25 protein-coding genes are annotated in these 24,653 nt (G+C 69.3%); 13 read left to right on the top strand and 12 right to left on the bottom strand.

Annotated elements, in window-relative coordinates; all coding sequences use genetic code 11:
* Nucleotides 1–112: 112 nt before the first annotated feature.
* The gene (locus B9C99_RS13370) at nucleotides 113–1,249 is read left to right on the top strand and encodes a DUF4192 domain-containing protein (RefSeq protein WP_088898203.1); all 1,137 of its coding nucleotides are present in this window, start codon (nucleotides 113–115) and stop codon (nucleotides 1,247–1,249) included.
* Nucleotides 1,250–1,268: 19 nt separating this feature from the next.
* On the opposite strand, the gene galE is transcribed toward B9C99_RS13370, so the two are convergent.
* Both galE and B9C99_RS13360 read right to left on the bottom strand, forming a co-directional pair.
* Entirely contained in the window at nucleotides 1,269–2,261 is a 993-nt protein-coding gene (galE, locus tag B9C99_RS13365) for a UDP-glucose 4-epimerase GalE (protein WP_172414945.1), read from the bottom strand.
* Between the two features lie 45 nt (nucleotides 2,262–2,306).
* Nucleotides 2,307–2,993 (bottom strand): metal-dependent transcriptional regulator, encoded by a 687-nt coding sequence (locus B9C99_RS13360; protein ID WP_016692727.1) that lies wholly within the window; start codon nucleotides 2,991–2,993, stop codon nucleotides 2,307–2,309.
* A gap of 104 nt (nucleotides 2,994–3,097) precedes the next feature.
* On the opposite strand from B9C99_RS13360, the gene B9C99_RS13355 reads away from it, so the two are divergent.
* Nucleotides 3,098–4,369, top strand: a complete 1,272-nt coding sequence (locus B9C99_RS13355; RefSeq protein WP_088898202.1) for an acetoin utilization protein AcuC — start codon at nucleotides 3,098–3,100, stop codon at nucleotides 4,367–4,369.
* A 106-nt stretch (nucleotides 4,370–4,475) separates the two neighbouring features.
* Nucleotides 4,476–7,130: a bifunctional GNAT family N-acetyltransferase/acetate--CoA ligase family protein gene (locus B9C99_RS13350; RefSeq protein ID WP_088898247.1), complete on the top strand. Its 2,655-nt coding sequence runs from the start codon at nucleotides 4,476–4,478 to the stop codon at nucleotides 7,128–7,130.
* Nucleotides 7,131–7,230: 100 nt separating this feature from the next.
* Here B9C99_RS13350 and B9C99_RS13345 read toward each other — a convergent pair whose 3' ends face one another.
* From B9C99_RS13345 to B9C99_RS13335, 3 genes are all read right to left on the bottom strand, one after another.
* Nucleotides 7,231–8,193, bottom strand: coding sequence for a sigma-70 family RNA polymerase sigma factor (locus B9C99_RS13345; RefSeq protein WP_016692730.1), 963 nt, complete (start codon nucleotides 8,191–8,193; stop codon nucleotides 7,231–7,233).
* A gap of 168 nt (nucleotides 8,194–8,361) precedes the next feature.
* Nucleotides 8,362–9,840 carry a methyltransferase gene (locus B9C99_RS13340; protein WP_088898201.1) on the bottom strand — a complete coding sequence of 493 codons (1,479 nt, stop codon included), beginning with the start codon at nucleotides 9,838–9,840 and terminating at the stop codon, nucleotides 8,362–8,364.
* 37 nt (nucleotides 9,841–9,877) lie between these two features.
* Nucleotides 9,878–10,237 carry a DUF3099 domain-containing protein gene (locus B9C99_RS13335; protein ID WP_026061236.1) on the bottom strand — a complete coding sequence of 120 codons (360 nt, stop codon included), beginning with the start codon at nucleotides 10,235–10,237 and terminating at the stop codon, nucleotides 9,878–9,880.
* Between the two features lie 73 nt (nucleotides 10,238–10,310).
* Here B9C99_RS13335 and B9C99_RS13330 point away from each other — a divergent pair, with 73 nt between their 5' ends.
* Nucleotides 10,311–10,547: a DUF3039 domain-containing protein gene (locus B9C99_RS13330; protein ID WP_006551335.1), complete on the top strand. Its 237-nt coding sequence runs from the start codon at nucleotides 10,311–10,313 to the stop codon at nucleotides 10,545–10,547.
* Here B9C99_RS13330 and B9C99_RS13325 read toward each other — a convergent pair.
* A complete protein-coding gene (locus B9C99_RS13325) occupies nucleotides 10,520–11,857 on the bottom strand; it encodes a YihY/virulence factor BrkB family protein (RefSeq protein ID WP_088898200.1) in 1,338 nt (445 codons plus the stop codon). The genes B9C99_RS13330 and B9C99_RS13325 overlap by 28 nt on opposite strands.
* Nucleotides 11,858–12,068: 211 nt before the next feature.
* Here B9C99_RS13325 and B9C99_RS13320 point away from each other — a divergent pair, with 211 nt between their 5' ends.
* Nucleotides 12,069–13,796, top strand: coding sequence for a DEAD/DEAH box helicase (locus B9C99_RS13320; protein ID WP_229567969.1), 1,728 nt, complete (start codon nucleotides 12,069–12,071; stop codon nucleotides 13,794–13,796).
* Between the two features lie 75 nt (nucleotides 13,797–13,871).
* Here B9C99_RS13320 and B9C99_RS13315 read toward each other — a convergent pair whose 3' ends face one another.
* Nucleotides 13,872–14,066 (bottom strand): hypothetical protein, encoded by a 195-nt coding sequence (locus tag B9C99_RS13315; RefSeq protein ID WP_006551338.1) that lies wholly within the window; start codon nucleotides 14,064–14,066, stop codon nucleotides 13,872–13,874.
* Nucleotides 14,067–14,324: 258 nt separating this feature from the next.
* Between B9C99_RS13315 and B9C99_RS13310 the strand changes: the two genes are divergently transcribed.
* The 3 genes from B9C99_RS13310 to B9C99_RS13300 are packed head-to-tail and all read left to right on the top strand — an operon-like array spanning nucleotide 14,325 to nucleotide 16,422.
* The gene (locus tag B9C99_RS13310) at nucleotides 14,325–14,705 is read left to right on the top strand and encodes a DUF952 domain-containing protein (protein WP_088898198.1); all 381 of its coding nucleotides are present in this window, start codon (nucleotides 14,325–14,327) and stop codon (nucleotides 14,703–14,705) included.
* Nucleotides 14,706–14,715: 10 nt separating this feature from the next.
* Nucleotides 14,716–15,198 (top strand): cation:proton antiporter regulatory subunit, encoded by a 483-nt coding sequence (locus tag B9C99_RS13305; protein WP_088898197.1) that lies wholly within the window; start codon nucleotides 14,716–14,718, stop codon nucleotides 15,196–15,198.
* Between the two features lie 9 nt (nucleotides 15,199–15,207).
* Entirely contained in the window at nucleotides 15,208–16,422 is a 1,215-nt protein-coding gene (locus B9C99_RS13300) for a cation:proton antiporter (protein ID WP_016692738.1), read from the top strand.
* 82 nt (nucleotides 16,423–16,504) lie between these two features.
* Here B9C99_RS13300 and B9C99_RS13295 read toward each other — a convergent pair whose 3' ends face one another.
* Together B9C99_RS13295 and ppgK are read right to left on the bottom strand one after the other, a co-directional pair.
* Nucleotides 16,505–17,875 (bottom strand): RNA polymerase sigma factor, encoded by a 1,371-nt coding sequence (locus B9C99_RS13295; protein ID WP_016692739.1) that lies wholly within the window; start codon nucleotides 17,873–17,875, stop codon nucleotides 16,505–16,507.
* 134 nt (nucleotides 17,876–18,009) lie between these two features.
* Nucleotides 18,010–18,795, bottom strand: coding sequence for a polyphosphate--glucose phosphotransferase (ppgK, locus tag B9C99_RS13290; protein ID WP_088898196.1), 786 nt, complete (start codon nucleotides 18,793–18,795; stop codon nucleotides 18,010–18,012).
* 101 nt (nucleotides 18,796–18,896) lie between these two features.
* Between ppgK and B9C99_RS13285 the strand changes: the two genes are divergently transcribed.
* Nucleotides 18,897–19,790 (top strand): inositol monophosphatase family protein, encoded by an 894-nt coding sequence (locus tag B9C99_RS13285; protein ID WP_051033002.1) that lies wholly within the window; start codon nucleotides 18,897–18,899, stop codon nucleotides 19,788–19,790.
* 86 nt (nucleotides 19,791–19,876) lie between these two features.
* Here B9C99_RS13285 and cei read toward each other — a convergent pair whose 3' ends face one another.
* Nucleotides 19,877–20,560 (bottom strand): envelope integrity protein Cei, encoded by a 684-nt coding sequence (gene cei / locus B9C99_RS13280; protein WP_026061624.1) that lies wholly within the window; start codon nucleotides 20,558–20,560, stop codon nucleotides 19,877–19,879.
* Between the two features lie 361 nt (nucleotides 20,561–20,921).
* Between cei and B9C99_RS13275 the strand changes: the two genes are divergently transcribed.
* Nucleotides 20,922–21,224 (top strand): DUF4193 domain-containing protein, encoded by a 303-nt coding sequence (locus tag B9C99_RS13275; RefSeq protein WP_006551346.1) that lies wholly within the window; start codon nucleotides 20,922–20,924, stop codon nucleotides 21,222–21,224.
* 168 nt (nucleotides 21,225–21,392) lie between these two features.
* Here the strand turns inward: B9C99_RS13275 and B9C99_RS13270 are convergent, their stop codons facing one another.
* Nucleotides 21,393–21,845: a DUF3093 domain-containing protein gene (locus B9C99_RS13270; protein WP_016694467.1), complete on the bottom strand. Its 453-nt coding sequence runs from the start codon at nucleotides 21,843–21,845 to the stop codon at nucleotides 21,393–21,395.
* Nucleotides 21,846–21,971: 126 nt separating this feature from the next.
* On the opposite strand from B9C99_RS13270, the gene dut reads away from it, so the two are divergent.
* Both dut and B9C99_RS13260 read left to right on the top strand, forming a co-directional pair.
* Nucleotides 21,972–22,442 (top strand): dUTP diphosphatase, encoded by a 471-nt coding sequence (gene dut / locus B9C99_RS13265; protein WP_016694466.1) that lies wholly within the window; start codon nucleotides 21,972–21,974, stop codon nucleotides 22,440–22,442.
* Nucleotide 22,443: 1 nt separating this feature from the next.
* A complete protein-coding gene (locus B9C99_RS13260; protein WP_088898195.1) occupies nucleotides 22,444–23,313 on the top strand; it encodes a DUF3710 domain-containing protein in 870 nt (289 codons plus the stop codon).
* 12 nt (nucleotides 23,314–23,325) lie between these two features.
* Here the strand turns inward: B9C99_RS13260 and B9C99_RS13255 are convergent, their stop codons facing one another.
* Nucleotides 23,326–24,057, bottom strand: a complete 732-nt coding sequence (locus B9C99_RS13255; protein ID WP_216359305.1) for an alpha/beta hydrolase — start codon at nucleotides 24,055–24,057, stop codon at nucleotides 23,326–23,328.
* A gap of 183 nt (nucleotides 24,058–24,240) precedes the next feature.
* Here B9C99_RS13255 and B9C99_RS13250 point away from each other — a divergent pair, with 183 nt between their 5' ends.
* Nucleotides 24,241–24,615, top strand: coding sequence for an OB-fold nucleic acid binding domain-containing protein (locus tag B9C99_RS13250; RefSeq protein ID WP_088898193.1), 375 nt, complete (start codon nucleotides 24,241–24,243; stop codon nucleotides 24,613–24,615).
* Nucleotides 24,616–24,653 lie beyond the last annotated feature (38 nt).

Raw genomic sequence — 24,653 nt, 5'->3', positions numbered from 1 at the left:
GATCGCGGTGCCGCTCGCGGAGTTGTCCACAGCCGGCCGGTTCATCCCCAGAAGACCCCGGAACGGCCTCCGGCGCCGCTTGTCGTTCGGACCGATGGGCCACGGTCGGCGCATGACAACTTCCACGCCTTCGTCGTCGCATCCGCTCCGTCTCACCGATGTCGGTGACGTCATCGCTGCCCTGCCCGCACTGATGGGCTTCCCGCCGACGCGCTCGATCGTCGTGATGTGCCTGACCCCGACCGGAGACGCCCCGACCCGCCCGAACGGCAGGGTGGCGAGCATCGGCGCGGTGATGCGACACGACCTCGTCCTGCCCCGGCCGGGGGAACCCGTCCCCGAGCTCATGCGCGCGGCGTTCCGGCGCTTCTGCGCCGTCTGTGCCCGCGAGGGCGCGGAATCGGTGGTGGCCGTTCTCGTCGACGACGATCTCGCCGACCGGCACGATCCGGTGATCGCCGACCTGTGCAGGCTCGTCGACGACTTCGCCGATCATCTCGACGCCGTCGGCATCGACCTGGCGGGGGTGTACGCGCTTCCGGAGATCACCGGCGGAGCGACCTGGTTCGTGCCCGGCCAGGACATCACCGGCAGGGTGGCCGATCCCGGGTCCTCGGTGGTCGCGGCGGCCCGGGTGTTCGAGGGCAGCCCGATCCGCGGCTCCCGCACCGAACTCGCCGCGCTGCTCGCGCCGTATCCGCCGGCGGTGCGGCAGGAGGTCGCGCGGTGCATCGACGAGGTCGTCGAGACCCGCGACCGCGAGTACGAACGCTGTGCCCGTGAGGGCGGCGGCGAACGCGCCGACCGTCTCGAACTCGAGACCGTGCTCGCGCACATCGAGACGTACGCCGCCGGAACGGATCCCAGCGCGTCCGACATCGCCGAGCTGGCCGTCCTGCTCGCCAACCGCACGGTGCGGGACGCCGCCATGGGACTCGCGACCGGACCGCTCGCGCGGCCGGCGGAGCGTCTGTGGACCGAGCTCGCTCGAGCTCTGCCCGATCCCGAGCGGGCCGATGCCGCCGCGCTCGTCGGCTTCGGTGCCTACGTGCGCGGCGACGGTCCGCTCGCCGGGGTTGCGCTCGCAGCGGCCCTCGAATCCGATCCCCGCCACCGGCTTTCGGATCTGCTCGACCAGGCCCTGCAGGCGGGACTGCGTCCCGAGTCGATCCGCGGCCTCGCGGAGACCGGACACGAGATCGCGGCGCGGCTGGGACTCGAACTGCCGCGCGGCGACGAACCGTCCTGAACCGGAGTGGTGCGCTCGATCAGCGTCGAGCGGCGTGCAGACGGTCGCCGAGGGACCGGGTGAACTCCCACGCATCGGAGACGATCTCGTCGAGATCGGTGTGCTGGGGGTTCCATCCGAGCTCGGAGATCGCGCGGCTGCTCGAGGCGATGAGCACGGCCGGATCACCGGCGCGGCGCGGCGCGTCGACCGCAGCGATCGGGAGGCCCGTGACCCGCTCGCACGCCGAGATGACCTCGCGGACGGTGAAACCCTCTCCGCTTCCGAGGTTGTAGATGCCGTGGCGGCCGGGCTCGGACTTCGTCAGTGCCAGTACGTGGGCGTCGGCGAGATCCTTGACGTGGATGTAGTCGCGCACCGCGGTGCCGTCCTTGGTCGGCCAGTCGGTGCCGAAGACCGAGATGTGATCGCGCACACCGAGAGCGACCTGCAGTACCAGCGGGATCAGATGCGTCTCGACGACCCGGTTCTCCCCGGCACCGCCGTAGGCGCCGGCGACGTTGAAGTACCGCAGGCTCGTCGCCGCGAGACCGTGGGCGTGCGCGTACGACGAGATCGCGTGATCGATGGCGAGCTTCGACGCACCGTACGGGTTGGTCGGCCGGGTGGGTGCGTCCTCGGTGATCGGCACGCTCTCGGGTTCGCCGTAGGTCGCGGCGGTGGAGGAGAACACCAACCGCGGGGTGCCCGAGCGGCGGATGGCCTCGAGCAGGGCGAGGGTGGTCACCACGTTGCCCTGCCAGTACTTCTCGGGGAACTCCACCGACTCGCCGACCAGCGACTGTGCACCGAAGTGGAGGACGCCGTCGAAACGGGATCCGGAGAGCAGTTCGTCGGCGACGGCCGCGATGTCGCCCTCGACGAACTCGGCACCGGTGGGCACCGCCCCGGCGTTGCCGGTGGACAGGTCGTCGACGACCACGACGTCGTGGCCCTGCTCGAGCAACACGGTCGTGCACACGCTGCCCACATAGCCGGCGCCGCCGGTCACCAGAAGTCTCACGCTGGACATCCCCTTTTCGCATGCCCGTACCGGACATGCGAAAAGGGGTCTGGGTCAGACCTGCTTCACCTGCACGGCGTGGGCCATCTCGTCGGAAAGCTCGAAGCTGTCGTGACCGGCCACGGTGATGGACACCGAGCCCGGTCGCGTCTCGACTGTAACCCGCGCGTCGGGGACCACACCGGCCTCACGCAGCCGCGCGATGACCTCGGGGTCGGACTGGACGTACTCCGCGAGCCGGCGCACCACGACCGCGGTCGGCTTGCCGTGCGGGATCTCCGTCAACCGCACCAGCTTCTCGTCGAGGACCGCCGTGCGGTCGAGACCGAGCTGGGCCAGTCCCGGGATCGGGTTGCCGTAGGGGGAGGTGGTCGGGTTGTTGAGCACCTCCACGAGGCGGCGCTCGACCTCCTCGCTCATCACGTGTTCCCAGCGGCACGCCTCGGCGTGCACGTTCTCCCAGTCGAGACCGATCACGTCCACGAGAAGCCGTTCCGCGAGCCGGTGCTTGCGCATGACCGAGACCGCGAGGTCGCGGCCCTTCTCGGTGAGCTGCAGGTGGCGGTCGCCGGCGACCCGGAGCAGGCCGTCGCGTTCCATACGGGCCACGGTCTGGCTGACCGTCGGTCCGCTCTGTTCGAGGCGCTCGGCGATACGCGCGCGCAGCGGCACCACGCCTTCCTCTTCCAAGTCGTAGATGGTCCGGAGATACATCTCCGTTGTATCGACCAGGTCCTTCACTCTCACACCCCTTCGTCTGGGCCGATTCTAACCGTGCGAACAGGACGGTGGGGGCGCCCTCCGAGGCTCGCATGTCCGTGGGTGGACCAGTAGCGTCTGTGTCCATGACCACGAGCTCCACCGCGGCGGGCGGTACGACACAGCTGAGCGGCGATCGGATAGTGGTGTGGAGCCCCGACTACCTCGATTACCGGTGGGGTCCGACACATCCGATGAATCCCACGCGCCTCGATCTCACCATGGCGCTGTCCCGCAGTCTCGGTCTCCTCGAAGGTGTCGAGACGGTCCGCCCGTCCCCTGCGGACGACACCGATCTGCTGCGCATCCATACCGCCTCCTACGTCGACGCGGTCAAGCGCGCGGGCTCCGCCCCCGAGGGAGCGGCGCCTCCGGCCGACGCGCCCCACGGTCTCGGCACCGAGGACAACCCGATCTTCCCCCGCATGCACGAGGCCAGCGCGACGCTCGCCGGGGGGACCCTCGCAGCCGCACGCGAGATCGCGAGCGGCCGGGCCCGCCGCGCGGTGAGCATCGGGGGCGGGATGCATCACGCGATGGCCGACTGGGCTGCCGGATTCTGCGTCTACAACGACGCCGCCATCGCGATCTCGTGGCTGCTCGACCACGGCTACGACCGCATCGCCTACATCGATGTCGACGCCCACCACGGCGACGGTGTGCAGCACGCCTTCCTCGGCGATCCCCGCGTCCTGACCATCTCCCTGCACCAGCATCCCGCGACGTTGTGGCCCAACACCGGCTGGTCCAGCGAGGTCGGTTCGGGTCCGGCCGAGGGCACCGCGATCAATCTGCCGGTGCTGCCGGGCACCGTGGACGCGTTGTGGTTGCGCGCCTTCCACGCCGTCGTACCGGGCGCGGTCGCGGCGTTCCGCCCCCAGATCCTCATCAGCCAATGCGGTGCCGACAGCCACCGCGAGGACCCCCTGGCCGACCTCTCCCTGACCGTCGACGGCCAGCGCGCGTCGTATCTCGCGATGCGCGATCTCGCCGACCGCTACTGCGAGGGCCGCTGGCTCGCCGTGGGCGGCGGCGGTTACGGCCTCGTGCGGGTGGTGCCCCGGGCGTGGACCCACCTGATCGCCGCGGCGTTGGACCGCGAGATCGACCTGAGCACCCCCGTCCCGGCGGACTGGAGCGAGCGCGTCGGCGCTCTCGCTCCGAGCGTCGAACTGCCCACCGTCATGGGGGAGGGCTCCGACGTCTCGTACCTGCCGTGGGACGGACCCGGCGGCACACCGGAGACGGGCATTGCGTCCCTGGACCGTGCACTGACCCGCATCGATTCGGCGATCATCGCCACGAGGCGGGCGGCCTTCCCGATGCTCGGCCTGGACCCGGAGGATCCCCGTGACTGACCGGCAGAATCCTTCGGCGGCACCGGACTCCGCGTCTGCGGCGGGGGCGACTCCCGCGCAGGGCGCCGGGCCGACCGGGGAGACCGACCCTGCGCGCGAGGCGGCGCTGGCGCGCGCCCGCAACTATCCGCGGCACTGGGTCGCCGACGTGCTGGCCTCGGACGGCGGTGTCGTGCACCTGCGGCCCATCGTCCCGGAGGACGCCGACGGGATCGTCGCCTTCCACAGCAAGCTGTCCGAACGCACCCGCTATCTGCGGTACTTCGGTCCGTACCCGACGATCTCGAAGAAGGACCTGTTCAACTTCACGGTCGTCGACCACAGGTCCCGGGTGGCGTTCGTCGCGGTGCTCGGCGACGAGATCATCGCCGTCGGGCGGTACGAGGGACTCTCGCACGAGGGCGACGGTCTCTCCGCCGAGGTGGCCTTCACCGTCGCCGACGCCCACCAGGGCCGCGGTCTCGGTCCGATCCTGCTCGAACATCTCGCCGGCGCGGCCGCCGAGAACGGACTGCACACCTTCGTCGCCGAGGTCCTCGCCGAGAACCGGCACATGATCACGGTCTTCCGGGAGGCCGGTTACCAGGTCAGCCGTAGTTTCGAAGGGGGAGTCGTCCGGCTCGAGTTCGCGATCGACCCCACCGAGGCCCTGGTCTCGGTCCGCAACGCCCGCGAACGCGCCGCCGAGGCGCGCAGCGTGCGCAACATCCTCGGTCCCGGCAGCGTCGCCGTCATTGGTGCGTCCACCGACAGCCGCAAGGTGGGCAACGCCGTGCTGGTGAACATGCTGCGCAGCGGATTCACCGGGCCCGTCTACCCGGTCAACGCCGAACACCGGTCCGTCCGGGGTGTCCGCGCCTACCCGACCGTCCGCGACATCCCCGACGAGATCGACCTCGCCGTCGCCGCCGTGCCCGCCGAATCGATCGACTCGGTGCTCGACGACTGCCTCGCCAAGGGCGTCAAGGCGCTGCTCGTCGTCTCGTCCGGTTTCGGCGAGACCGGACCGGAGGGCCGCGACGCCGAGCGGCGGCTCACACTGGCCGCTCGGTCGCACGGTATGCGGCTCATCGGGCCGAACGCTCTCGGTGTCGCCAACAACGATCCCGCCATCCGGCTCAACGCGACCCTCGCACCCGTGCTCCCGGCCGCCGGCAACGTCGGCTTCTTCTGCCAGTCCGGTGCCCTCGGCATCGCGATCCTCGACGAGGCCGCCAAGACGGGGGTCGGGCTGTCGTCCTTCGTCTCGGCCGGTAACCGCGCCGACCTGTCCGGCAACGACCTGCTGCAGTACTGGGACACCGATCCCGCCACCGAAGTGGTGCTGCTGTACCTGGAGAGCTTCGGCAACCCACGCAAGTTCTCGCGCATCGCGCGGCGGGTGGCGCGCAGCAAACCGATCGTCGCCGTCAAGAGCGGCCGCCACGCGGTGCCGCCGGCGCTCGCCGCCCGGACGGGGGAGATGGACGACACCATCGTGCGATACCTGTTCGAGCAGGCCGGTGTCGTCCAGGTCGAGTCGATCGGCCAGCTCTTCGACTCGGCGCTGCTGTTCGGTTACCAGCCGCTGCCCGCCGGTCCCCGCGTCGCCGTGGTCGGCAACTCCACCGCGCTGGGCCTGCTCGCCGTCGACGCCGCCCGGGGCCAGGGCCTGCAGGCACCGGACGCGGTGGATCTCGGCGCGCAGGCGTCGCCGGAGGAGTTCGCCGAGGCCGTCGCGAAGGCGCTCGACTCACCCGACGTCGACTCGGTGATCGCGGTCTTCGTCCCGCCGGTCGCCGTCGACGTCCAGCCCTACGCCCAGGCCCTGCGCGACGCCGTCGCAGGGTCGGAGAAGCCCGTGGTCACGACCTTTCTGGCGACCGAGGGTATTCCCGACGTGCTGGCCGTACGCGGGCCGGACGGCAACCCGACGCGCGGATCCGTGCCGTCCTATCCCGGTCCGGAACGGGCCGCGCTCGCCCTGGGACGGGCCTGGCGGTACGCGAAGTGGCGCAGTCGTCCGCCCTCGCAGGTCGTGCGGCCGGCGGGCATCGACCCCGAACGCGCCCGCGGGCTCGTGGACGGCTGGCTCGAAACGACACCCGAGGGCCGCTACCTGTCGGACACCGAGGCGGCGCTGCTGCTGTCCTGCTACGGGGTCGAGGTCGCGGACTTCCGCGCCGTCACCACCGAGGAGGAGGCGGTCGCTGCGGCGGAGGAGATCGGTTTCCCCGTGGCGGTCAAGGCCACCGGTGCCCAGTGGCGGCACCGGCCCGACCTGAGCGGTGTCCGGCTCGATCTCGTCGACGCGGATTCGGTGCGGATCGCCTATCGCGACCTGGCCGCGGTGTCGGGGGAGCCGTTGATGCACGTGCAGCGGATGGCCCACAAGGGCATCGGGTGCGCGATCCGTGTGCAGGACGACCCGTCGTTCGGTTCGCTCATCTCGTTCGGTCTCGCCGGTGTGATCTCCGATCTGCTCGGTGATCGGGCCTACCGGGTCCTGCCGCTCACGGAGGACGAGGCGGTCGAGCTGATCGACGCTCCGAAGGCGGCGCCGTTGCTGTCGGGCTACCGCAACGCCGCGCCGGTGAACAAGCCGGCACTCGTCGATTTCGTCCAGCGGATCTCGGCGCTCGCCGACGACCTTCCCGAGGTGCGCGAGCTGGTGTGCGAGCCGGTGCTGGCCTCGGTGGTGGGAGCCGAACTCACCGACGCCCATGTGCGGATCGGGCCCGAACCGCACCCTCTCGACCTCGGCCCGCGCCGTCTGCGCTGACGGCGGCCTGGTGGACGTCTCACCGAACAGGCCCCGGACAGCAACGATCCCCGAGAACCCAGCCCGGTTCTCGGGGATCGGATACCGCTGACGCGCCCGGTCAGCTGGCGTAGGCGCGAAGGCGCTCGGCGCGGTCGCCTTCGCGGAGCTTGGCCATCACTTCGCGTTCGATCTGGCGGACACGCTCACGGGAGAGCCCGAAGAGCTTGCCGATCTGATCGAGGGTGCGGGGCTGGCCGTCGTCGAGTCCGTAGCGCAGCCGGATGACCTGCTGTTCGCGCTCGTCGAGCGTCGCGAGGACGCTCCGGACGTCGCTGTGCAGGAGGCCGGCGATGACCGCGGTCTCGGCGGACGTCGCCTCGGCGTCCTCGATGAAGTCGCCCAGCGGGGCCTCCTCGTCGTTGCCGACGGGCATGTCGAGGCTCACCGGGTCGCGGCTGTGATCGAGCAGGTCGGCGATCTTCTCGACGGGGATACCCGACTCGTTGGCGAGTTCCTCGTCGGTCGCCTCGCGGCCGAGCTGCTGGTGCAGCTCACGCTTGATGCGGGCGAGCTTGTTGACCTGTTCGACGAGGTGGACGGGGAGCCGGATGGTGCGGCTCTGGTCGGCCATGCCGCGGGTGATGGCCTGACGGATCCACCACGTCGCGTAGGTCGAGAACTTGAAGCCCTTCGCGTAGTCGAACTTCTCCATCGCACGGATCAGGCCGAGGTTGCCCTCCTGGATGAGGTCCAGCAGGGGCATACCGCGTCCGGTGTAACGCTTCGCCAGCGAGACGACGAGGCGCAGGTTGGCCTCGAGCAGGTGGCTGCGAGCGGCCTGTCCTTCGCGGACGATGATCGCGAGATCGCGCTTCTTCGCGGCCGACAGACGCTTCTTCGTCTCGAGCAGGTGCTTGGCATACAGGCCGGCCTCGATCCGCTTGGCCAGTTCCACCTCGTCGGCTGCGGTGAGCAGAGCAGTCCGTCCGATACCGTTCAGGTAGACGCGAACGAGATCGGCTGCGGGGCTCTGACCGTCGAGGTCGGAATCGAAGCGAGCGGTGGTTTCGGGGCGTGCCATGACGTGCCTCCTCATCGGTGGTGTCTCACAGGGTTCAACGACCGGCGAAGCGGTGGAGTTCCCGTCGGTCTCCGAGTACCACCGCGCTGACCTGCACTAACCCGATGAGCTCCTGAGAAGTTGCTGAGAGAACCGAATCGTGGAACCTCAGGAACGCCCCGAAGGGGGTCAGGCGGGCTCGATCAGCCCGTGCCGCACCAACCCGTGCACGAGGCCCACCGCCTGCGCGAGGAGGTCGTCCTCGTCCTCGCCGTGCGCGGCCGCGAGCAGCGACACGAGATCCCCGAGCGGCAGGCCGTCGGCGCGCATGCCGCCGAGCAGGGCGGCCGCGAGGTCGTCCACCTCGTGCTGCCAGGCCGGACCGCCACCGCGATGCACCCGCGCGACCACCTGGTCCCACCCGTCCTCACCGGGCAGGTGCACCCGCTCGAGGGCCGTGTCGGGCCGCACCGCGAAGCGGGCGTCGAGCACTTCGTGCGTACGCAACCAGTCGAGGCGCCGGAAGTAGTCGATCGCCTCGTCGCCCAGCGCGTCGGTGAACGCGTGCCGCAGGTCCTCGGCCATCACATCGGACGGCAGGTCGGTGCGGCGCAGGTAGACGAACCCGAACCCGACGCCCTCGACGCCGTGCTCCTCGAAGTGGTCGAGCCACTGCTCGGCGCGCACCGCGACCTCCGGCTCGCGTTGATCGGCGTCACCGTCGCGCAGCCACGTCCCGACGTAGAGGGCGGGATCGGCGACATCGCGCTGCACGATCCAGGCGTCGACGCCGTGTGACGGCAACCACGATGCGACGCGGGCCCGCCAGTCCTCACCCTCGACGTGCACCCAGGACGCGAGCATCGCGGCGGTGCCGCCGGGATTCAGGTGTTCGGCGGCCTGCGAGATCATGAGGCGGCTGGCGCCGTCGAGGTCGAGACCGGAGTCGCGGTAGCTGTGCTCGACGCGTCCGGCGCTCACCACGAACGGCGGATTCGCGACGATGCGGTCGAAGGTCCGGCCGGCGACCGGCTCGAACCACGACCCCTCGAGAAGATCGATGTCGATCTCGTTCAACGCGGCGCTCGCGGCGGCCAGGGCCAGGCAGCGGGGATTGATGTCGGTCGCGGTGACCTCGTCCGCGTGGTCCGCGGCGCGGATGGCCTGCACTCCGCAACCGGTGCCGAGGTCAAGCACCGAACCGACCCGATCGGTCGGGGTGGCCTGCAGCAGCGACAGGGAGGCCTGACCGACGCCGAGGACGTGATCGGGGCGGGTCGGGACGGGCCGGATCGAGCCGTCGAGATCGGACAGCACCCAGCGGCTGCCGGTCCCGGCGTCGAGGGGCCGCAGGTCGAGAGTGGCCCGCACGCCGTCGCCGTCGCGTTCGACGAGTCCCGCCTGCACTGCCTGCTCCGTCGTCACCGGAGCGAGAGCCTGCGCGACCTCGTCCTCGGGGCAGGTGTCCTGGAGGAGGAACAGCCGCACGAGCACGCCGAGATCGCCCGCACCGCGCGCGATGCGCCGGGCAGGGACGGGTTCGCTGCGCCCGAGGGCGGCGTGCGCCTCGGGGCCGAGCAGTTCCCGGACGGTGTCGAGGTCGTAGCGGCACCGGATCAGTGCGGTGCGCAGAGCCGGGCAGAGAGACAGAAGAAGGTCGCGGTCCACCACGACATTCTCGCAAGCGTCCCGTCCGGGGTCCGTCTCAGCCGTCGATCACATGGTGGCGGGACGACTCGATCGCCGGGGCATCGTCGAAGCGGCCGTCCCAGCGGCTCGGTTCGTCCTTGCGGCGCGGCGGCCGGTCGTTGGCGATGAGGACGGCGATCCACGGCAGCGGGATCGACACCCCGATGATCGCCATCGAGATCCAGGGATTGGCCCATATGCCGTACGCGATCGCCGCCAGCAGCAGGGCGGGGATGCGGACCGACATGATGGTGAGGTACTTGCGAACCCGTGCTCGGTGCTGATCCTCGAGCGACGTCTCCGCCGCGGTGATCAGAACCGGGTTGTCGGGCGATCCGTTCTCGGGGGATCCGCCGAAACCGTGAGTTCTCGCCATGTCTTCCACCTTCCCACGCCGGGCCGTCGCACGCACATACGCATCCGGCCCTTCCGTGCGGCATCATGGACACGTGAGCACGGATATCAAGGAACGGCCGGATACCACCACCGACGAAACGACCGACGACGACACCCCGAAGTTCTTCCACTACGTGAAGAAGAACAAGATCGCCGAGAGTGCGGTCATGGGTACCCATGTGGTCGCGCTGTGCGGTGAGGTCTTTCCGGTGACCCGGTCGCCGAAGCCCGGCTCGCCGGTGTGCCCCGAATGCAAGAAAGTCTACGACGGCTTGCGCAAGGGCGACTGAGACACCTGGTGGAACACCCCGTCGTCCGCCGCGGCGTCGGGTGATTGTTGCGGAAGCGTCTCCACCGGCGGAAGTTCGGTCTCGGCCGGGGGAACTTCGGATCCCCCGGCCTTGTCGTCGTGCCGGGCCTTCTCGTCGCACGAGGCAGTGGCGTCGTGCTCGTCGCACGAGGCAGTGTCGTCGTGCAGAGACGTGTCGTTGTGGGTCGCCGTATCCGACTCGGTCGGCTTCCCGTCGATCGGCCACGACTCGGGTTGGCGATCCCCGGGCCGGATCAGGTCGGACAGCCGAATCGTCGTGGAGCCCGTCAACCGGCGAGTGAGGTTCGTCACCGGCCCGCTGTCGGGCGACGGATCTCGTGCCGACTGCTCGGCGAGCCAGATCCGCCACTGCTCCAGGCGTGTGGCGCGTGCCGGCCAGAACTCCTGCACCGTGGCGTTGAACTCGGCTCCGAGGACCACGGCGAAACCCAGGAAGAACGTGAACAGCAGGAACGCGATCGGGGCGGCGAGCGCGCCGTAGGTGTAGCCCGTTGCCGCGACCCACGTCAGGTACCACCGCAGGATCACGCTCGACGCGAGGAAGAACACCCCGGCCAGGACCGCGCCGCCGAGCAGTCGGTGCCACGGCAGCGACCTGGGCAGCGCCACCTTGTACAGGGTCGTCAGACCGATCAGCAGGAGCAGGCCCACCGCGGGGAAGTAGAAGGTGTCGATGATCCGTGAGCCGACGTCGAACCAGGCGTCGGGCAGCAACCGGCCGATCAGTGTGGGCCCGAGCGCGACGAGCGGCATCGTGAACACCGCCAGGATCAGGAAGACCACGTAGAGGAGCAGGCCGAAGATCCGCTGCCACACCGGGTGGCGATGGTCCTGCTGGTGGTGCGCTTCGACGATCGAATCCACGAATGTCGAGATCGCCGACGATCCTGCCCACAGCGACAACACGAAGCCCAACGACATCACGTCGGCGCGGCCCCGCCGGAGGACGTCCTCGACGGTGGGTTCGATGATCTGGTCGACCACGCTGTCGCTGAAGACCGAGCGGAGGAAGGTGACGGTCTTCGACGTGATGATCTCCACCGTGTCGGGACCGAACCAGCCTCCGACGTAACCGAGGCTGCCGAGCAGACCGAGCACCAAGGGCGGCAGCGAGAGGGTCTGCCAGAAGGCCGCCGTCGCCGCCTTGCTGAAGATCGAGTGGTCCCAGGCCGACGACAGGGTGTGCGTGACGACCTCCCGGCCCTTCCCGACCGCGCGGCGAACGCGGCCGGAGGATGCCTGTGCGGGGGATCGTGGTGTGTCGTTCATCTACTTCCAGAATTCCTGAAGACACGCTCGCGTGCGCGCACAGGCAGGTGAGGGCCTCTCGAATTCTGCCACGCAGTCCTCGGAGAACCCGCCGACGCCGCGGCTTCGGCAGGTTCGCGGGCTCCGAGACGATAGGCTGCATGACGGTCGGCGCCCGGACGAGTGCGGTGGCACCGACCCGAGCGAAGCGGACAAGGAGCACGAGAAACCGGTGAGCACCGAAACCGTCGGACAAGCTACGACCTCCGCCCCTGTGGCCCAGCTGCGTGCCTGGCAGCGCCGCGCCCTCACCAAGTACCTCGCGACGAAGCCGCGTGACTTCCTCGCCGTCGCGACCCCCGGCGCCGGTAAGACGACCTTCGCCCTCCGGGTGGCGTCGGAGCTGTTGCGCGACCGGACGGTCGACCAGATCACGGTCGTCGCCCCCACCGAGCACCTCAAGCACCAGTGGGCGGGTGCTGCGGCCCGCATCGGTATCGCGCTCGACTCGAACTTCACGAACTCCACCGGACAGACGTCGAGCGACTACCAGGGCGTCGTGGTCACCTACGCGCAGGTTGCCTCGCATCCGTTCAAGCACCGCGTGCGTACGGAGGGGCGCCGCACCCTGGTGATCCTCGACGAGATCCACCACGGTGGCGACGCGAAGAGCTGGGGTGAGGGCATCCTCGAGGCGTTCGGGGACGCGACCCGCCGTCTGGCGCTGACCGGTACACCCTTCCGCAGCGACGACAGTGCGATCCCGTTCGTGAGCTACGAGCCGAACGAGGACGGTCTGCTGCAGTCCAAGGCCGATCACGCCTACGGCTATGCCGACGCGCTCGCCGACGGCGTCGTGCGCCCCGTCGTGTTCCTCGCGTACTCGGGCGAGGCGCGCTGGCGCACGAGTGCGGGGGAGGAGTTCACCGCGCGGCTGGGGGAGCCTCTCAGCGCCGAGCAGACGGCCCGGGCGTGGCGGACGGCCCTCGATCCCCAGGGCGACTGGATTCCCGCGGTGCTGGGGGCGGCGAACACCCGTCTGCAGCAGCTGCGTGCCGGCGGCATGCCGGACGCCGGTGGCCTCGTCATCGCCACCGACCAGACCACCGCGCGGGCGTACGCGAAGATCCTCGAGTCGATCACCGGCGAGATACCGACCGTCGTGCTCTCGGACGATCCCACCGCCTCCGAGCGCATCTCGCAGTTCAGCGAGGGCAACCAGAGGTGGATGGTCGCCGTGCGCATGGTGTCCGAGGGCGTCGACGTCCCGCGACTCGCGGTGGGTGTGTACGCGACCAGCGCCTCGACCCCGTTGTTCTTCGCACAGGCGATCGGCCGCTTCGTGCGGTCGCGGCGCAAGGGGGAGACCGCCAGTGTCTTCCTGCCGTCCGTGCCGGTGCTGCTCGAGCTCGCCAGCCAGCTCGAGGCCCAGCGCGACCACATCCTCGGCAAGCCGCACCGGGTCAAGGAGGGCTTCGACGACGAGCTGCTCGCCGACGCGAACCGGCGCAAGGACGAACCCGGCGAGGACGAGAAGGCCTACCACTCGCTCGGAGCGGACGCCGAACTCGATCAGGTCATCTACGACGGATCCTCGTTCGGCACCGCGACATTCGCCGGTTCCGACGAGGAGGCCGACTATCTGGGACTCCCGGGTCTGCTGGACGCGGAACAGATGCGGGCACTGCTGCGTCAGCGTCAGGAACAGCAGCTGAACAAGCCGAAGGCCGCACCGGCACCCACTCCGCCGCCCCAGGTGACCGAGCGGGTCGAAACTGCCGACACCCTCGCCCAGCTCCGCCGCGAACTCAATTCGCTCGTCGCGGTCGTGCACCACCGGACCAGGAAGCCGCACGGGGTGATCCACGGCGAACTGCGTCGCCAGTGCGGTGGTCCGCCGACGGCGATGGCGACCGCCGAGCAACTGCGCGACCGGATCGCGATCCTGCGCAGCTGGTGACGACGAGAACGGGCGACCACCTCGAGGTGGTCGCCCGTTCGGTCGGGTCTCGGAACCGTGGTTCCGGACGGCGGATCACACGGTGGCGTCGGACTCGCTCACGATCGTCGCTCCGAGTTCACGGAGGCGGTCGGTGTGCTCGTTCGCGTGGTGCCCGCAGAACAACAGTTCTCCGCCGGTCGGAAGGACGGCGCGGACACGAGCGGCGGCATTGCACCGATCGCAGCGATCTGCAGCGGTCAACTTCGGGCTGGTCAACGTACCGGGCATGACTCCTCCAAACTGGCCACCGCTCATATCGGGTGCCGGGGTCTGGTCCGCCGCACCGGCCGGCGCGGTGGATCTACTCTGACAGACGATTCGTATTCACGTGTTGTTCCCCTGGATGCCCAATGGTGGCGTGTTTCACGCATCGAACAGCGAAAACGCTGCGACATGGCCGTTTTCCGCACAGTGTGTTCGCTCACAGCGCAGAGCTCCAGGGGGCCGGGAACGCCCCGGAGAGGCCGTCCGACGCACAATGACGCCATGACCGAGACCCTGCTGCACATCATCTCCCGCGACGAGTGGGACCACTTCCGACCCCTCGGGGCGGTCGCACCGGAGTCCCTCGGGACCCAGGGTTTCGTCCACCTCTCCACGCCGCACCAGGTGCACCTGCCCGCCGACCGCTTGTACTCAGGCCGTACGGATCTGCTCTTGTTGCATGTCGATCCGACGCGTCTCGTCGACCCGCTCCGTTTCGAACCCGGCGTGCCGGGGGACCCGGAGTCCATGCGCTTCCCCCACCTCTACGGGCCGCTGCCCGTCGATGCCGTGGTGGAGGTGATGCCCTACCTGCCGGGACCGGACGGCCGGTTCGCACCCCTCGACCGGGAGCAGGCGGACGTCGTCGGTCCGGAGGACTAGTCTTTCGGCCATGATCGTCGACGTGACGCCGCTACCCGGGATCGGTGTACGCAAGGACTTCGAACTCGCCTCCGGACGCCGCATCGGGGTGATCACCCATCGGGACGGTCACAGCGACCTCATCATCTCGAAGGCGGGCGACCCCGACGCGTGTGCCGCCTCCCTGCCTCTCACCGTCGAGGAGGCAGCGACGCTCAGCAATCTCCTCGGTGCCCCACAGCTCGTCGCCCAATTGCGTGAGGACCACCGCGACCTGCCCGGAATCCTCACTCGCCAGCTCCACATCCACGAGGATTCGCGGTTCGACGGAGCGGTACTGGGCGACACGGCGCTGCGCACGCGCACCGGCGTGTCGGTCGTGGCCGTGATGCGTGCCGGTCAGGTCATGCCGTCCCCGACACCCGACTTCGTCCTCACGGGTGGGGACATCCTGGTGGCGGTCGGCACAGCGGACGGTCTCGACGCTGCCGCCAGGATCCTGCGCAACGGCTGATCCCGCGGAATGAACACCACGACACTCGCACTCATCGAACTGGGTGCGGTGTTCTTCGGACTCGGCGTCCTCGGCCGGCTCGCGGCGCGGATCGGCATGTCGCCGATCCCATTCTATCTGATCGGCGGCCTGTGCTTCGGCAACGGTGGCTTCATCCAACTCGGCGACATCGGGGCGTTCAGTCACCTCGCCAGCGAGATCGGCGTGGTCCTGCTGCTGTTGCTGCTCGGGCTCGAGTACACCGCGAACGAGTTGATCAGCGGCCTGAGACGCTCCCGGATGGGAGGCCTGCTCGACCTTGCTCTGAATGCGGTGCCGGGAGCCGCCGTCGCGTTGATCCTGGGTCTCGGTCCCATCGGTGCCTTCGTGCTCGCGGGCGTGACCTACATCTCGTCGTCCGGGATCGTGGCGAAGGTTCTCGCCGATCTGGGACGCCTCGGCAATCGTGAGACACCGGTCGTCCTGTCGATTCTCGTCTTCGAGGATCTCGCGATGGCCGTCTACCTCCCGATCCTCACCGCGATCCTGGCGGGCGTGAGCCTGCTCGGCGGCCTCGAAGCCGTCGCGATCTCGCTCGGTCTCGTCACCGTGGTGCTGGTCCTGGTGGTGCGGTACGGACGCTACGTCTCGGTCGTGCTCGACAGCCCCGACCGGGAAACGCTGTTGCTCAAGCTGCTCGGCGCAGCGCTGCTGGTGGCGGGGATCGCGTCGGCCCTGCAGGTGTCGGCGGCCGTGGGAGCCTTCCTGCTGGGCATCGCCATCTCCGGTTCGACGGCACACAACGCGGTCCGGGTCCTCGAACCGCTCCGCGACCTGTTCGCCGCCATCTTCTTCGTCTTCTTCGGACTGAACACCGATCCGACGGCTATACCGCCGGTGCTCGGCTGGGCGGTCCTGCTGGCCGTGCTGACCGCGCTGACGAAGCTCGTCACCGGATGGATCGCGGCGGCCCATCACGGTATCGCCGTGATGGGCCGGGCGCGCGCCGGCGCCGCACTCATCGCCCGGGGAGAGTTCTCCATCGTGATCGCCGGACTGGCCGTCGCCTCCGGCCACGTCGACAGCCGCCTCGCGGCTCTCGCCTCGGCATACGTGATGATCACCGCGGTGCTCGGTCCGGTGGCCGCGCGTGTCGTCGAACCGGTCATGCGGTTCGCATCCGCACGGCTCCCCGGACGCGAGGGGCGCCAGCGCCTTCCCGGAGACGAGCCGGAACTCCTCTAGCGGGCCTGTGGCCCGGAACGCAGAACGAGGGCCACCCCATCGGATGGCCCTCGTTCCGTATGACTGTTCCGCGTGACGGAGGTCAGTCGAGGTAGTCGCGCAGCACCTGCGACCGCGACGGGTGGCGCAGCTTCGACATGGTCTTCGACTCGATCTGGCGGATGCGCTCGCGCGTCACGCCGTAGACCTGACCGATCTCGTCGAGGGTGCGCGGCTGGCCGTCGGTGAGGCCGAAGCGCAGACGCACGACGCCCGCTTCGCGCTCGGACAGGGTCTCGAGCACCGACTGCAGCTGATCCTGCAGCAGGGTGAAGGAGACGGCGTCGACGGCCACGACGGCCTCGGAGTCCTCGATGAAGTCGCCGAGCTGGCTGTCGCCCTCGTCGCCGATGGTCTGGTCGAGGGAGATGGGCTCACGCGCGTACTGCTGGATCTCCAGCACCTTCTCCGGCGTGATGTCCATTTCCTTGGCGAGCTCCTCGGGTGTGGGCTCGCGGCCCAGATCCTGGAGCAGCTCGCGCTGGATACGACCGAGCTTGTTGATGACCTCGACCATGTGCACCGGGATACGGATGGTGCGGGCCTGGTCGGCCATGGCGCGGGTGATGGCCTGACGGATCCACCAGGTGGCGTAGGTGGAGAACTTGTAACCCTTGGTGTAGTCGAACTTCTCGACCGCGCGGATCAGACCGAGGTTGCCTTCCTGGATGAGGTCCAGGAACGCCATACCGCGGCCGGTGTAGCGCTTGGCGAGCGAGACGACGAGGCGGAGGTTCGCCTCGAGCAGGTGGTTCTTGGCTCGGTTGCCGTCGCGGCAGATCCAATTCAGATCGCGGCGCTGGGCGACGGGGAGCTTCTCGCCCTTCTCCGCCAGCTGCTGCAGCATGTGGGTCGCGTACAGACCGGCCTCGATGCGCTTGGCGAGCTCGACCTCCTCCTCGGCGTTGAGGAGGGCGACCTTGCCGATCTGCTTGAGGTAGGCGCGCACGGAGTCGGCCGATGCGGTGAGCTCGGCGTCCTTACGTGCCTGACGCAGCGCCTCGGACTCCTCCTCGTCCCAGACGAAGTCGCCCGAGGCCTTGTCCTTCTCGCTGGGCTCGTCGTCGTCGACCACGACATCCTCGGCGCCGGCGAGATCACCCTCCGAGACCTCGAGGTCTGCGAGGTCCGCTTCCTCGGTGGCGTCGAAGTCCTCGTCGCCCGAACCTGCAGCCTTCGTGGCTTTCTTTGCTGCCTTCTTCGCGGTGGTCTTCTTGGCTGCCTTTTTCGCAGGAGCCTTCTTGGCGGCTGCCTTCTTCGCGGGGGCCTTCTTCGCAGCGGTCTTCTTCGCCGGCGGCTTGGCACCGGGAGCGGTGCCCTCCGCGGAGTCCGCAGCGCCTGCGACGCTCGAAGCGTCCGCAACGGGTGCCGATTCGTTGGCGGAATCAGCGGTGTGGATGTCGGTGGCTGCCACGTACGCCCTTTCGTGACGAGGTAGTGCGGCGTCGCGCCAGAGTGATTCCGGCGGAGAGGTCTGTCGGGATGGGGGCCGGTTCCGGCCTGCTGGGGACCATTGTAACGATCCCTCGGGCAGCCGATGCGCCGGACTCAGGGAGTGACACCTGTTTTCGCAGCATATGCAGCCCCTACGATTCCCGCCGCGTTGCGCAGTTCGGCGGGGACCACCGGGGTGCGGTTGGTCAGGAGTGGGACCCACTTCTCGTGCTTGCGGCTGATACCGCCGCCCACGATGAACAGGTCGGGCCAGAGCAGGGCCTCGAAGCGGGTGAGGACGCGGGAGACCTCCTTCGCCCACTGCTTGTACGACAGGTCGTTGCGTTCCTTGACCGACGAAGCGGCGCGGTGCTCGGCCTCCTTGCCGTCGACCTCCATGTGCCCGAACTCGGTGTTGGGCAGCAGTACACCGTTGTGCAGCACGGCCGAACCGATCCCGGTGCCGAAGGTCAGCAGGATCACCACGCCGTCGGTGTCCTTGGCGGCACCGAAGCGGTCCTCGGCGATCCCCGCGGCATCCGCGTCGTTGAGCACCGAGACGTCCCGGTCGCCGAGCACCCGCGAGAAGAGGGATCCGGCGTCGGTGCCGATCCACGACTTGTCGATGTTGGCGGCGGTGCGGGCGACGCCTCCGGTGACCACGCTCGGCAGTGTCACGCCGACGGGGCCCGTCCAGCCGGCCTGCTCGACGATCTGCGCCACCGTCTTCGCCACGGCCTCCGGAGTGGACGGTTGCGGAGTGAGGATCTTGATCCGGTCGCCGACCAGACGGCCCGTGTCGAGATCCACCACGGCACCCTTGACGCCACTGCCCCCGATGTCGACTCCGAACCCGTGGTTGACGGCAGTCGATCGGTCCGTGGGGACGTCCTGTGCCATTGCGTACTTCCTCTCGCTGTGTGGGGCCGGCTGCTCCGCTCGTGTGGAAACGATAATGCCCGGTGCCGCCGGGTGCGGGGCCGGTGGCGAAACCGTCGGCACTGTGTTCGGATCGGTTCGTGTACGCACAGAGAACACTCCCCGAATCCGAGTTGTCCGCATTGAGGGACGTGGCGGTGACCGTTGCACGTGAGGCCGCCTCCTACGTCCGTGCACGCCGGGTCGAGCTGTTCGGTCCTCCGGGTTCGGGGGAGGCCGCTCGTGTCGGGACGAAATCGACGGTGACCGATCCCGTCACCGCCGCCGACACCGAGAGCGAGGAACTCATCCGGCGCCGGCTCACGGAACTGCGGCCGGGCGACGCCTTCCTCGGCGAGGAGACCGGGGCCGACGGCGGGACGTCCACGGCGGGGAGCGGAGTCGTCTGGGTGGTCGATCCCATCGACGGTACCGTCAACTTCGTCTACGGACTCCCTGCCTCGGCGGTCTCGGTGGCCGCGCGGGTCGACGGGCGCTCGGTGGCCGGTGCCGTCGTCGACATCGCTTCGGGGGAGACGTTCTCGGCGGCAGAGGGTCTCGGTGCCCATCTGGACGTCGACGGCGCGCGGGTGCCGTTGCGATGCAATCCCGTGACGGATCCGCGCCTGGCGCTCGTGGCGACCGGCTTCTCGTACTCGCCGGAACGACGCGCGCGTCAGGGACAGCTCGTGGCGGCGCTGCTACCGAGGGTGCGCGACATCCGGCGGGTCGGAGCGGCCGCCCTGGACCTGTGCATGGTCGCGGCCGGCAGGGTCGACGCCCACTACGAACACGGACTCGGTCCCTGGGACTGGGCGGCGGGTGCGCTCGTCGCTGCGGAAGCCGGTGCGGTGGTACGTGTCCCGAACGGCACCGGGGACGACGGCGAGCTCACGGTCGCGGCCGCGCCGGGGATCGCCGCCGATTTCGAAACTCTGCTCGCCGAAATCGGAGCGCTCGACCCAATTCCGAATTGACCGATTCGTCACATCACGAATTGCCGTTCGTCACCTTTTATCGCAGTAGTGACGAAAAACAGGATGCGCGGTCTGTGAAAAGAGATTCAGCACCGGGCATTGCGTGCGGCCGTGAGCAGATCGAGGTCGAGCGGAGCCGTCTGCTCGCCCACCGGGACCTCGCGTAACGCCCGCAGGACCTCCTCGGCATCCGCCCCGGGGGAGATGTCCCGGAAGTAGGTCCCCAGCGCGAGATCGACCGTGTCGTCCTCGCGTGTGTCCTGCACCAACTCGGCGCACGGGGCGAGCAACCACACCGAGGACGCAGCCGCGCGTCCGGCCTCGCCGAACCGGATCTGCCCCTGGCACTGCATGTTCTGGTCGACGTAGACCGGATCGTTGCCGGCCTGCACGTCGGGCGGGCTCGAGAAACCGTAATCGCTCAACTGGGCGGCCACGTGCGTGGCCTGGCCGCGTTCGCCGTTGGCGTTGTAGACGCGCACCCGGGTGGCCGCCAGGGGAGCGGGTTCGACCTCGAGCAGCGTCGACCGGTCCACGACCTCGCCGAGTGGGGCCGGTTGCGGGCCTTCGGGATCGGTGGCCTCGGTCGGAGGAGCATTGCACGCCACCGTGGTCGTGACGGGCTCGGACGAGGTGAACACGGACGTCCACACGACGATGGTGGCGGCGGCGAGGACGGCACCCGCGACGGCGGCCGGGACCACCCGGCGCCGACGGAACGGGCGGCCGCGATCATCGCTTGCGCTTCCTTCGGTGATCAGGGAAACCACGCGGCCCTGCCTCTCGTGTCATGCCGGGTTCGTCGCACTCACTGTAGAGGTCGTGGACGTGGTCGGTGGAACCGCCGACCCGAGGAAATGTCACGAGCCGTTGTGTTGTTGATGACGATTGCCCGACAATTTCCGGCGTTTCCACGCATCGATTGCATATTCGTGCGTGAGGTCGGCTATTGTTCGGCGGCCGAACCGTCCAAGAAGGGGCGGTGCGGCGCGAAAACAGAGTGAATTCGGGTATGCCACAGCAGTGACACACCCGTCGGGAACTCCAACGGACGGCCGTGCGTTGCCCTGGCCGGGAGCACCGTCCGTGTCCCGGCCGGCTACCGGTACGAGTACTAGAAGGTAAGAGGAAATGGCGACTGACTACGACGCACCCCGGCGGACCGACAGCGACGATGTGTCGGAGGATTCACTCGAGGAACTGAAGGCCCGGCGCAACGAGGCCCAGTCCGCGGTGGTGGACGTCGACGAATCGGACACCGCCGAGTCCTTCGAGCTGCCCGGGGCGGATCTGTCCGGCGAAGAGCTGTCGGTGCGTGTCGTCCCGAAGCAGGCCGACGAGTTCACCTGCTCGAGCTGTTTCCTGGTGCATCACCGGAGCAGACTCGCAAGCGAGGAGAACGGTGTCATGATCTGCCGGGACTGCGCAGCGTGATGAGGACATAGGTGCGGAACGAGGCCGGGTGACGACGGTGCGCCGTGGTCACCCGCGTCTCCCTCGTGCGTGCCCCGGCGCCGCGGCAGCCTCCGCTGTTCCCGGCATCCGGGGCCCTGTCGTATCCGGGCCCTGTCGTATCCGGGGCCGATTCCCGTTCGAGCAGCCCTACTTGCGGGTCGGATCGTCCTTGCGGCCCGACTCGTCGCAACCCAGCGCCGCGAGCAGTTCGGCAGGCCGCCGCGTGCTCACCAGCCAGTAGGGCGTCGGATCCTCCGGGTCGTCGAGCACGACGAGCGCCATGGTCCGCACCCAGGGGCGGTGCTGGACGAACGCCGCCGGATCGAGCTGGCGTCCCATCGCGGCACTCTTGGCCGACGCCGGCACCACCACACCCCGCGAGATCACGTCGACGGGCAGATGTGCGCGACCGACGACGAGTTCGCCGCCGACCGCCTCGACCCGGCTGCGTGAGAGCCAGGTCAGCACCCAGATCGGAACCGGGAGCAGAAGGACGTAGGGCAGCCACGCGTACATCCCCGGCGCGCCCATGTGCAGCTCGGCCGCGAGCAGAGCGGCCACACCGAGCCCGATCGGCCACCACCACCACGGCACCCACATCCGCTCCGAGAAGGTCGGAGCGTCGGCCGTCGGAGGAGTAGTCGGTGAGGTGCGCGAGGAACGGGACACACCGTAAGGATAGTCGGCTCGGTGGAGCGGCCCGGCACGCGAGTAGTCTCGGACGACGTGACCGATCTTCCCCCGATACCGCTGCGCCGGCTCGATCCGGAGCTCCCCGTGCCCACTCGTGCCCACCCCGGTGACGCCGGTGTGGACCTGTGCACGTCGGTCGACGTGACTCTCGGCCCGGGGGAGCGGGCGCTCGTCGGCACCGGCATCGCCGTCGCGCTGCCCGTGGGCACGGTCGGCCTGATCCACCCCCGTTCGGGCCTCGCCGCCAAGTTCGGCCTGTCCGTCGTGAACACTCCCGGGACGGTCGACGCGGGCTACCGTGGAGAGATCAAGGTGTGCCTGATCAACCACGACACCGAGCGCGCCGTCGAACTCCGCCGGGGCGACCGCATCGCGCAGCTGCTCGTCCAGCGTGTCGAACTCGTCGACTTCGTCGAAGTGGACGAGCTCGACGACACGGCGCGGGGCAGCGGCGGATACGGATCGAGCGGCGGGCACGCCGGCCTCGTGAAGGAGGGTTCCTGACATGTTCGGACGACGCCGCAAGGACCGCGGGTCGAACGTCGAGGCGGCCGACGCCGCACCCGCCGGCGACCTCGGCGCGTACGACGAGCCCTCCGACGAGGAGTACGACGAGTACGCCACCGGAAGTGCGGCCGATTCCGGCCCGTACGACATCGACGAGGTCGACGAGGAGACGGTGACGGCCTCCCGTCTCGACCTCGGATCCGTGCTCGTTCCGCTCCCGGCCGGTGGCCAGATCCAGGTCGAGATGGCACCGAACGGCACGCCGCAGAACGTCCACCTCGTGACCCAGTTCGGGCGCATCACGGTCTCCGCGTACGCGGCACCGAAGTCGCCGGGACAGTGGCGCGAGGTCGCCGCGGAGCTCGCGGAGACGCTGCGCAACGACAAGGCCGAGGTCAGCATCGAATCGGGGCCGTGGGGCCGCGAACTGCACGGCAGGACCGCGAACGCGGATCTCCGGTTCATCGGTGTCGACGGCTTCCGCTGGATGATCCGCTGCGTCGTCGCAGCGCCCGCCGGGAACGCCGGAGCCGACTCCGAACTCGTCGGGATCGCGCGGTCGGTGATCTCCGGCACCGTCGTCCGCCGCGGATCCGAGCCCCATCCGGTCCGTACGCCGCTGCCGATCGTGCTGCCCGAGGCACTCACCCGCCAGCTCGTCGCGGCCCAGCAGCAGCAACAGCAGGCCGCCGCCGCGCAGCAGCAACAACAGGCCGCGCCCCAGCAGGGCACGGCTCCGGCGCAACCCGCTCCGCGGACGGCCCCGCCGGCACAGCCCACCCAGCAGACGCAGCAGGTTCCGCCCACTCAGCAGACGCCGCCGCGTCGGGGCGAATCCGGTTCGGCGATGCAGCAACTCGGCTTCTGAGACCGAGACCGATCATCGGTTCGGGACGGGGACGATCCTGTCGAGCGCGGTGAGGCACAGCCTCCCGAGCACGGAGGGATCGTCCCCGACCTGTTCGAGTGTCACCGTCGCGAGTTCCGCGCGAGGGATCTCCCGCGCCCATTGCCGCCCCACCTCGAGCGGATGGACCGCGTCGTCCACCGCGGCGGCGATGCCGACCGGCACGGCCACGGACCGCAGTTCGTCGACGTCGAGTGCCCGATAGCGCGCGGCCTCGTCCAGTGCGGCCGGGAGATCGGGCCATTGGGCGCTCCACGAACGCCTCAGTTCCCGCGCGAGCCAGGACGGACTCGACGCCGTCATCGCAGCGGTGACCGCATCGATCCCGTGGGTCCGTAGCTCGGAGGCCGTCCACCGCGCACTCGCGGCGGCCGGCGCCTCCCGCGGATCGCCGGTCCATGCAGGTAGGGCAGCGAGGACGCCGACGGCCCGGCCCGGATTGTCGAACGCCCACCTCACCGCGACGGCCGCTCCGATCGACACCCCTCCCACGAGGATCGGTCCGTTCCCGGCCGCGTCGTCGAGCGCGGCGAGATAGCTGGCCACCACACCGCGCGGATCCGGATCGACGGCGATCGGGGTGATGCCCCGCCGTCGGAGTTCGGCGCCGAACGCCTTCTCGGCGAAGCATGCGTCCGAACCCGTGCCGGGAAGCACGACCGCGGTGCCGACGGTCGGGGGGACCGGGGATTCGCTGTGGGACATGCGGACGATCCTGCACCATCGGCCCCCGGAGACCGCGCTCACCTGCCCGCACAGCAGGACGAAGGGCGGCTGCACGCGCGTGTGCACCGTGCAACTTGTATCCGGCGAGAATGCGTCTACAGTGGCGGTCGAAGAAGAGTCCGGTGGCACGAGATCCGTGCCCCTTCCGTACAGGAGCGTGTTATGGCTTCCCCGGCCGGCTGCCTGCGTCGGCTCACACGGCGGCTCACCGAGGACATCGAAGAACTCGATGCCGAGGAGATGGCCGAATCCTCGCACTCCACGGGCGCTCTACCCGTCGTCGAATGCGCCCGCGGTCAGGAAGTGACCATGTACGGACGTCTTCGCAGTGTCGAGTCGTGTTCGCGTGCTGCTGCCGCCGTCGTCGAGGCGGAGTTCTTCGACGGGACCGACTCGATCCAGCTCGTGTGGATCGGCCGTCGGCGCATCCCGGGAATCGAGCCCGGGCGTACGTTGACGGTGCGCGGTCGTGTCGGCGAACGCGACGGACGCAAGGTGATCTACAACCCCTACTACGAGCTGCGCGAGCCCGCCTGATCGGTGCACCTCGGGGGCGACAACCCGGTGCATGCGGG

The sequence above is a fragment of the Rhodococcus sp. BUPNP1 genome (assembly GCF_002215235.1).
Taxonomy (GTDB): domain Bacteria; phylum Actinomycetota; class Actinomycetes; order Mycobacteriales; family Mycobacteriaceae; genus Rhodococcus.
The sequence above is the reverse complement of the archived record's forward strand: the minus strand, read 5'-3'. Positions and strand labels throughout refer to the sequence as shown.

What these genes read in the sequence shown, in the direction of transcription:
- B9C99_RS13275 (WP_006551346.1), top strand. Translation starts at nt 20,922, where the DNA reads ATGGCGACTGACTACGACGCACCCCGGCGGACCGACAGCGACGATGTG.
- B9C99_RS13270 (WP_016694467.1), bottom strand. Translation starts at nt 21,845, where the DNA reads ATGTGGGTGCCGTGGTGGTGGTGGCCGATCGGGCTCGGTGTGGCCGCT.
- B9C99_RS13315 (WP_006551338.1), bottom strand. Translation starts at nt 14,066, where the DNA reads ATGCCCGGTACGTTGACCAGCCCGAAGTTGACCGCTGCAGATCGCTGC.
- B9C99_RS13305 (WP_088898197.1), top strand. Translation starts at nt 14,716, where the DNA reads ATGATCGTCGACGTGACGCCGCTACCCGGGATCGGTGTACGCAAGGAC.
- B9C99_RS13355 (WP_088898202.1), top strand. Translation starts at nt 3,098, where the DNA reads ATGACCACGAGCTCCACCGCGGCGGGCGGTACGACACAGCTGAGCGGC.
- B9C99_RS13260 (WP_088898195.1), top strand. Translation starts at nt 22,444, where the DNA reads ATGTTCGGACGACGCCGCAAGGACCGCGGGTCGAACGTCGAGGCGGCC.
- B9C99_RS13370 (WP_088898203.1), top strand. Translation starts at nt 113, where the DNA reads ATGACAACTTCCACGCCTTCGTCGTCGCATCCGCTCCGTCTCACCGAT.
- ppgK (WP_088898196.1), bottom strand. Translation starts at nt 18,795, where the DNA reads ATGGCACAGGACGTCCCCACGGACCGATCGACTGCCGTCAACCACGGG.
- B9C99_RS13300 (WP_016692738.1), top strand. Translation starts at nt 15,208, where the DNA reads ATGAACACCACGACACTCGCACTCATCGAACTGGGTGCGGTGTTCTTC.
- B9C99_RS13250 (WP_088898193.1), top strand. Translation starts at nt 24,241, where the DNA reads ATGGCTTCCCCGGCCGGCTGCCTGCGTCGGCTCACACGGCGGCTCACC.
- B9C99_RS13345 (WP_016692730.1), bottom strand. Translation starts at nt 8,193, where the DNA reads ATGGCACGCCCCGAAACCACCGCTCGCTTCGATTCCGACCTCGACGGT.
- B9C99_RS13325 (WP_088898200.1), bottom strand. Translation starts at nt 11,857, where the DNA reads ATGAACGACACACCACGATCCCCCGCACAGGCATCCTCCGGCCGCGTT.
- galE (WP_172414945.1), bottom strand. Translation starts at nt 2,261, where the DNA reads ATGTCCAGCGTGAGACTTCTGGTGACCGGCGGCGCCGGCTATGTGGGC.
- B9C99_RS13335 (WP_026061236.1), bottom strand. Translation starts at nt 10,237, where the DNA reads ATGGCGAGAACTCACGGTTTCGGCGGATCCCCCGAGAACGGATCGCCC.
- B9C99_RS13255 (WP_216359305.1), bottom strand. Translation starts at nt 24,057, where the DNA reads ATGTCCCACAGCGAATCCCCGGTCCCCCCGACCGTCGGCACCGCGGTC.
- B9C99_RS13310 (WP_088898198.1), top strand. Translation starts at nt 14,325, where the DNA reads ATGACCGAGACCCTGCTGCACATCATCTCCCGCGACGAGTGGGACCAC.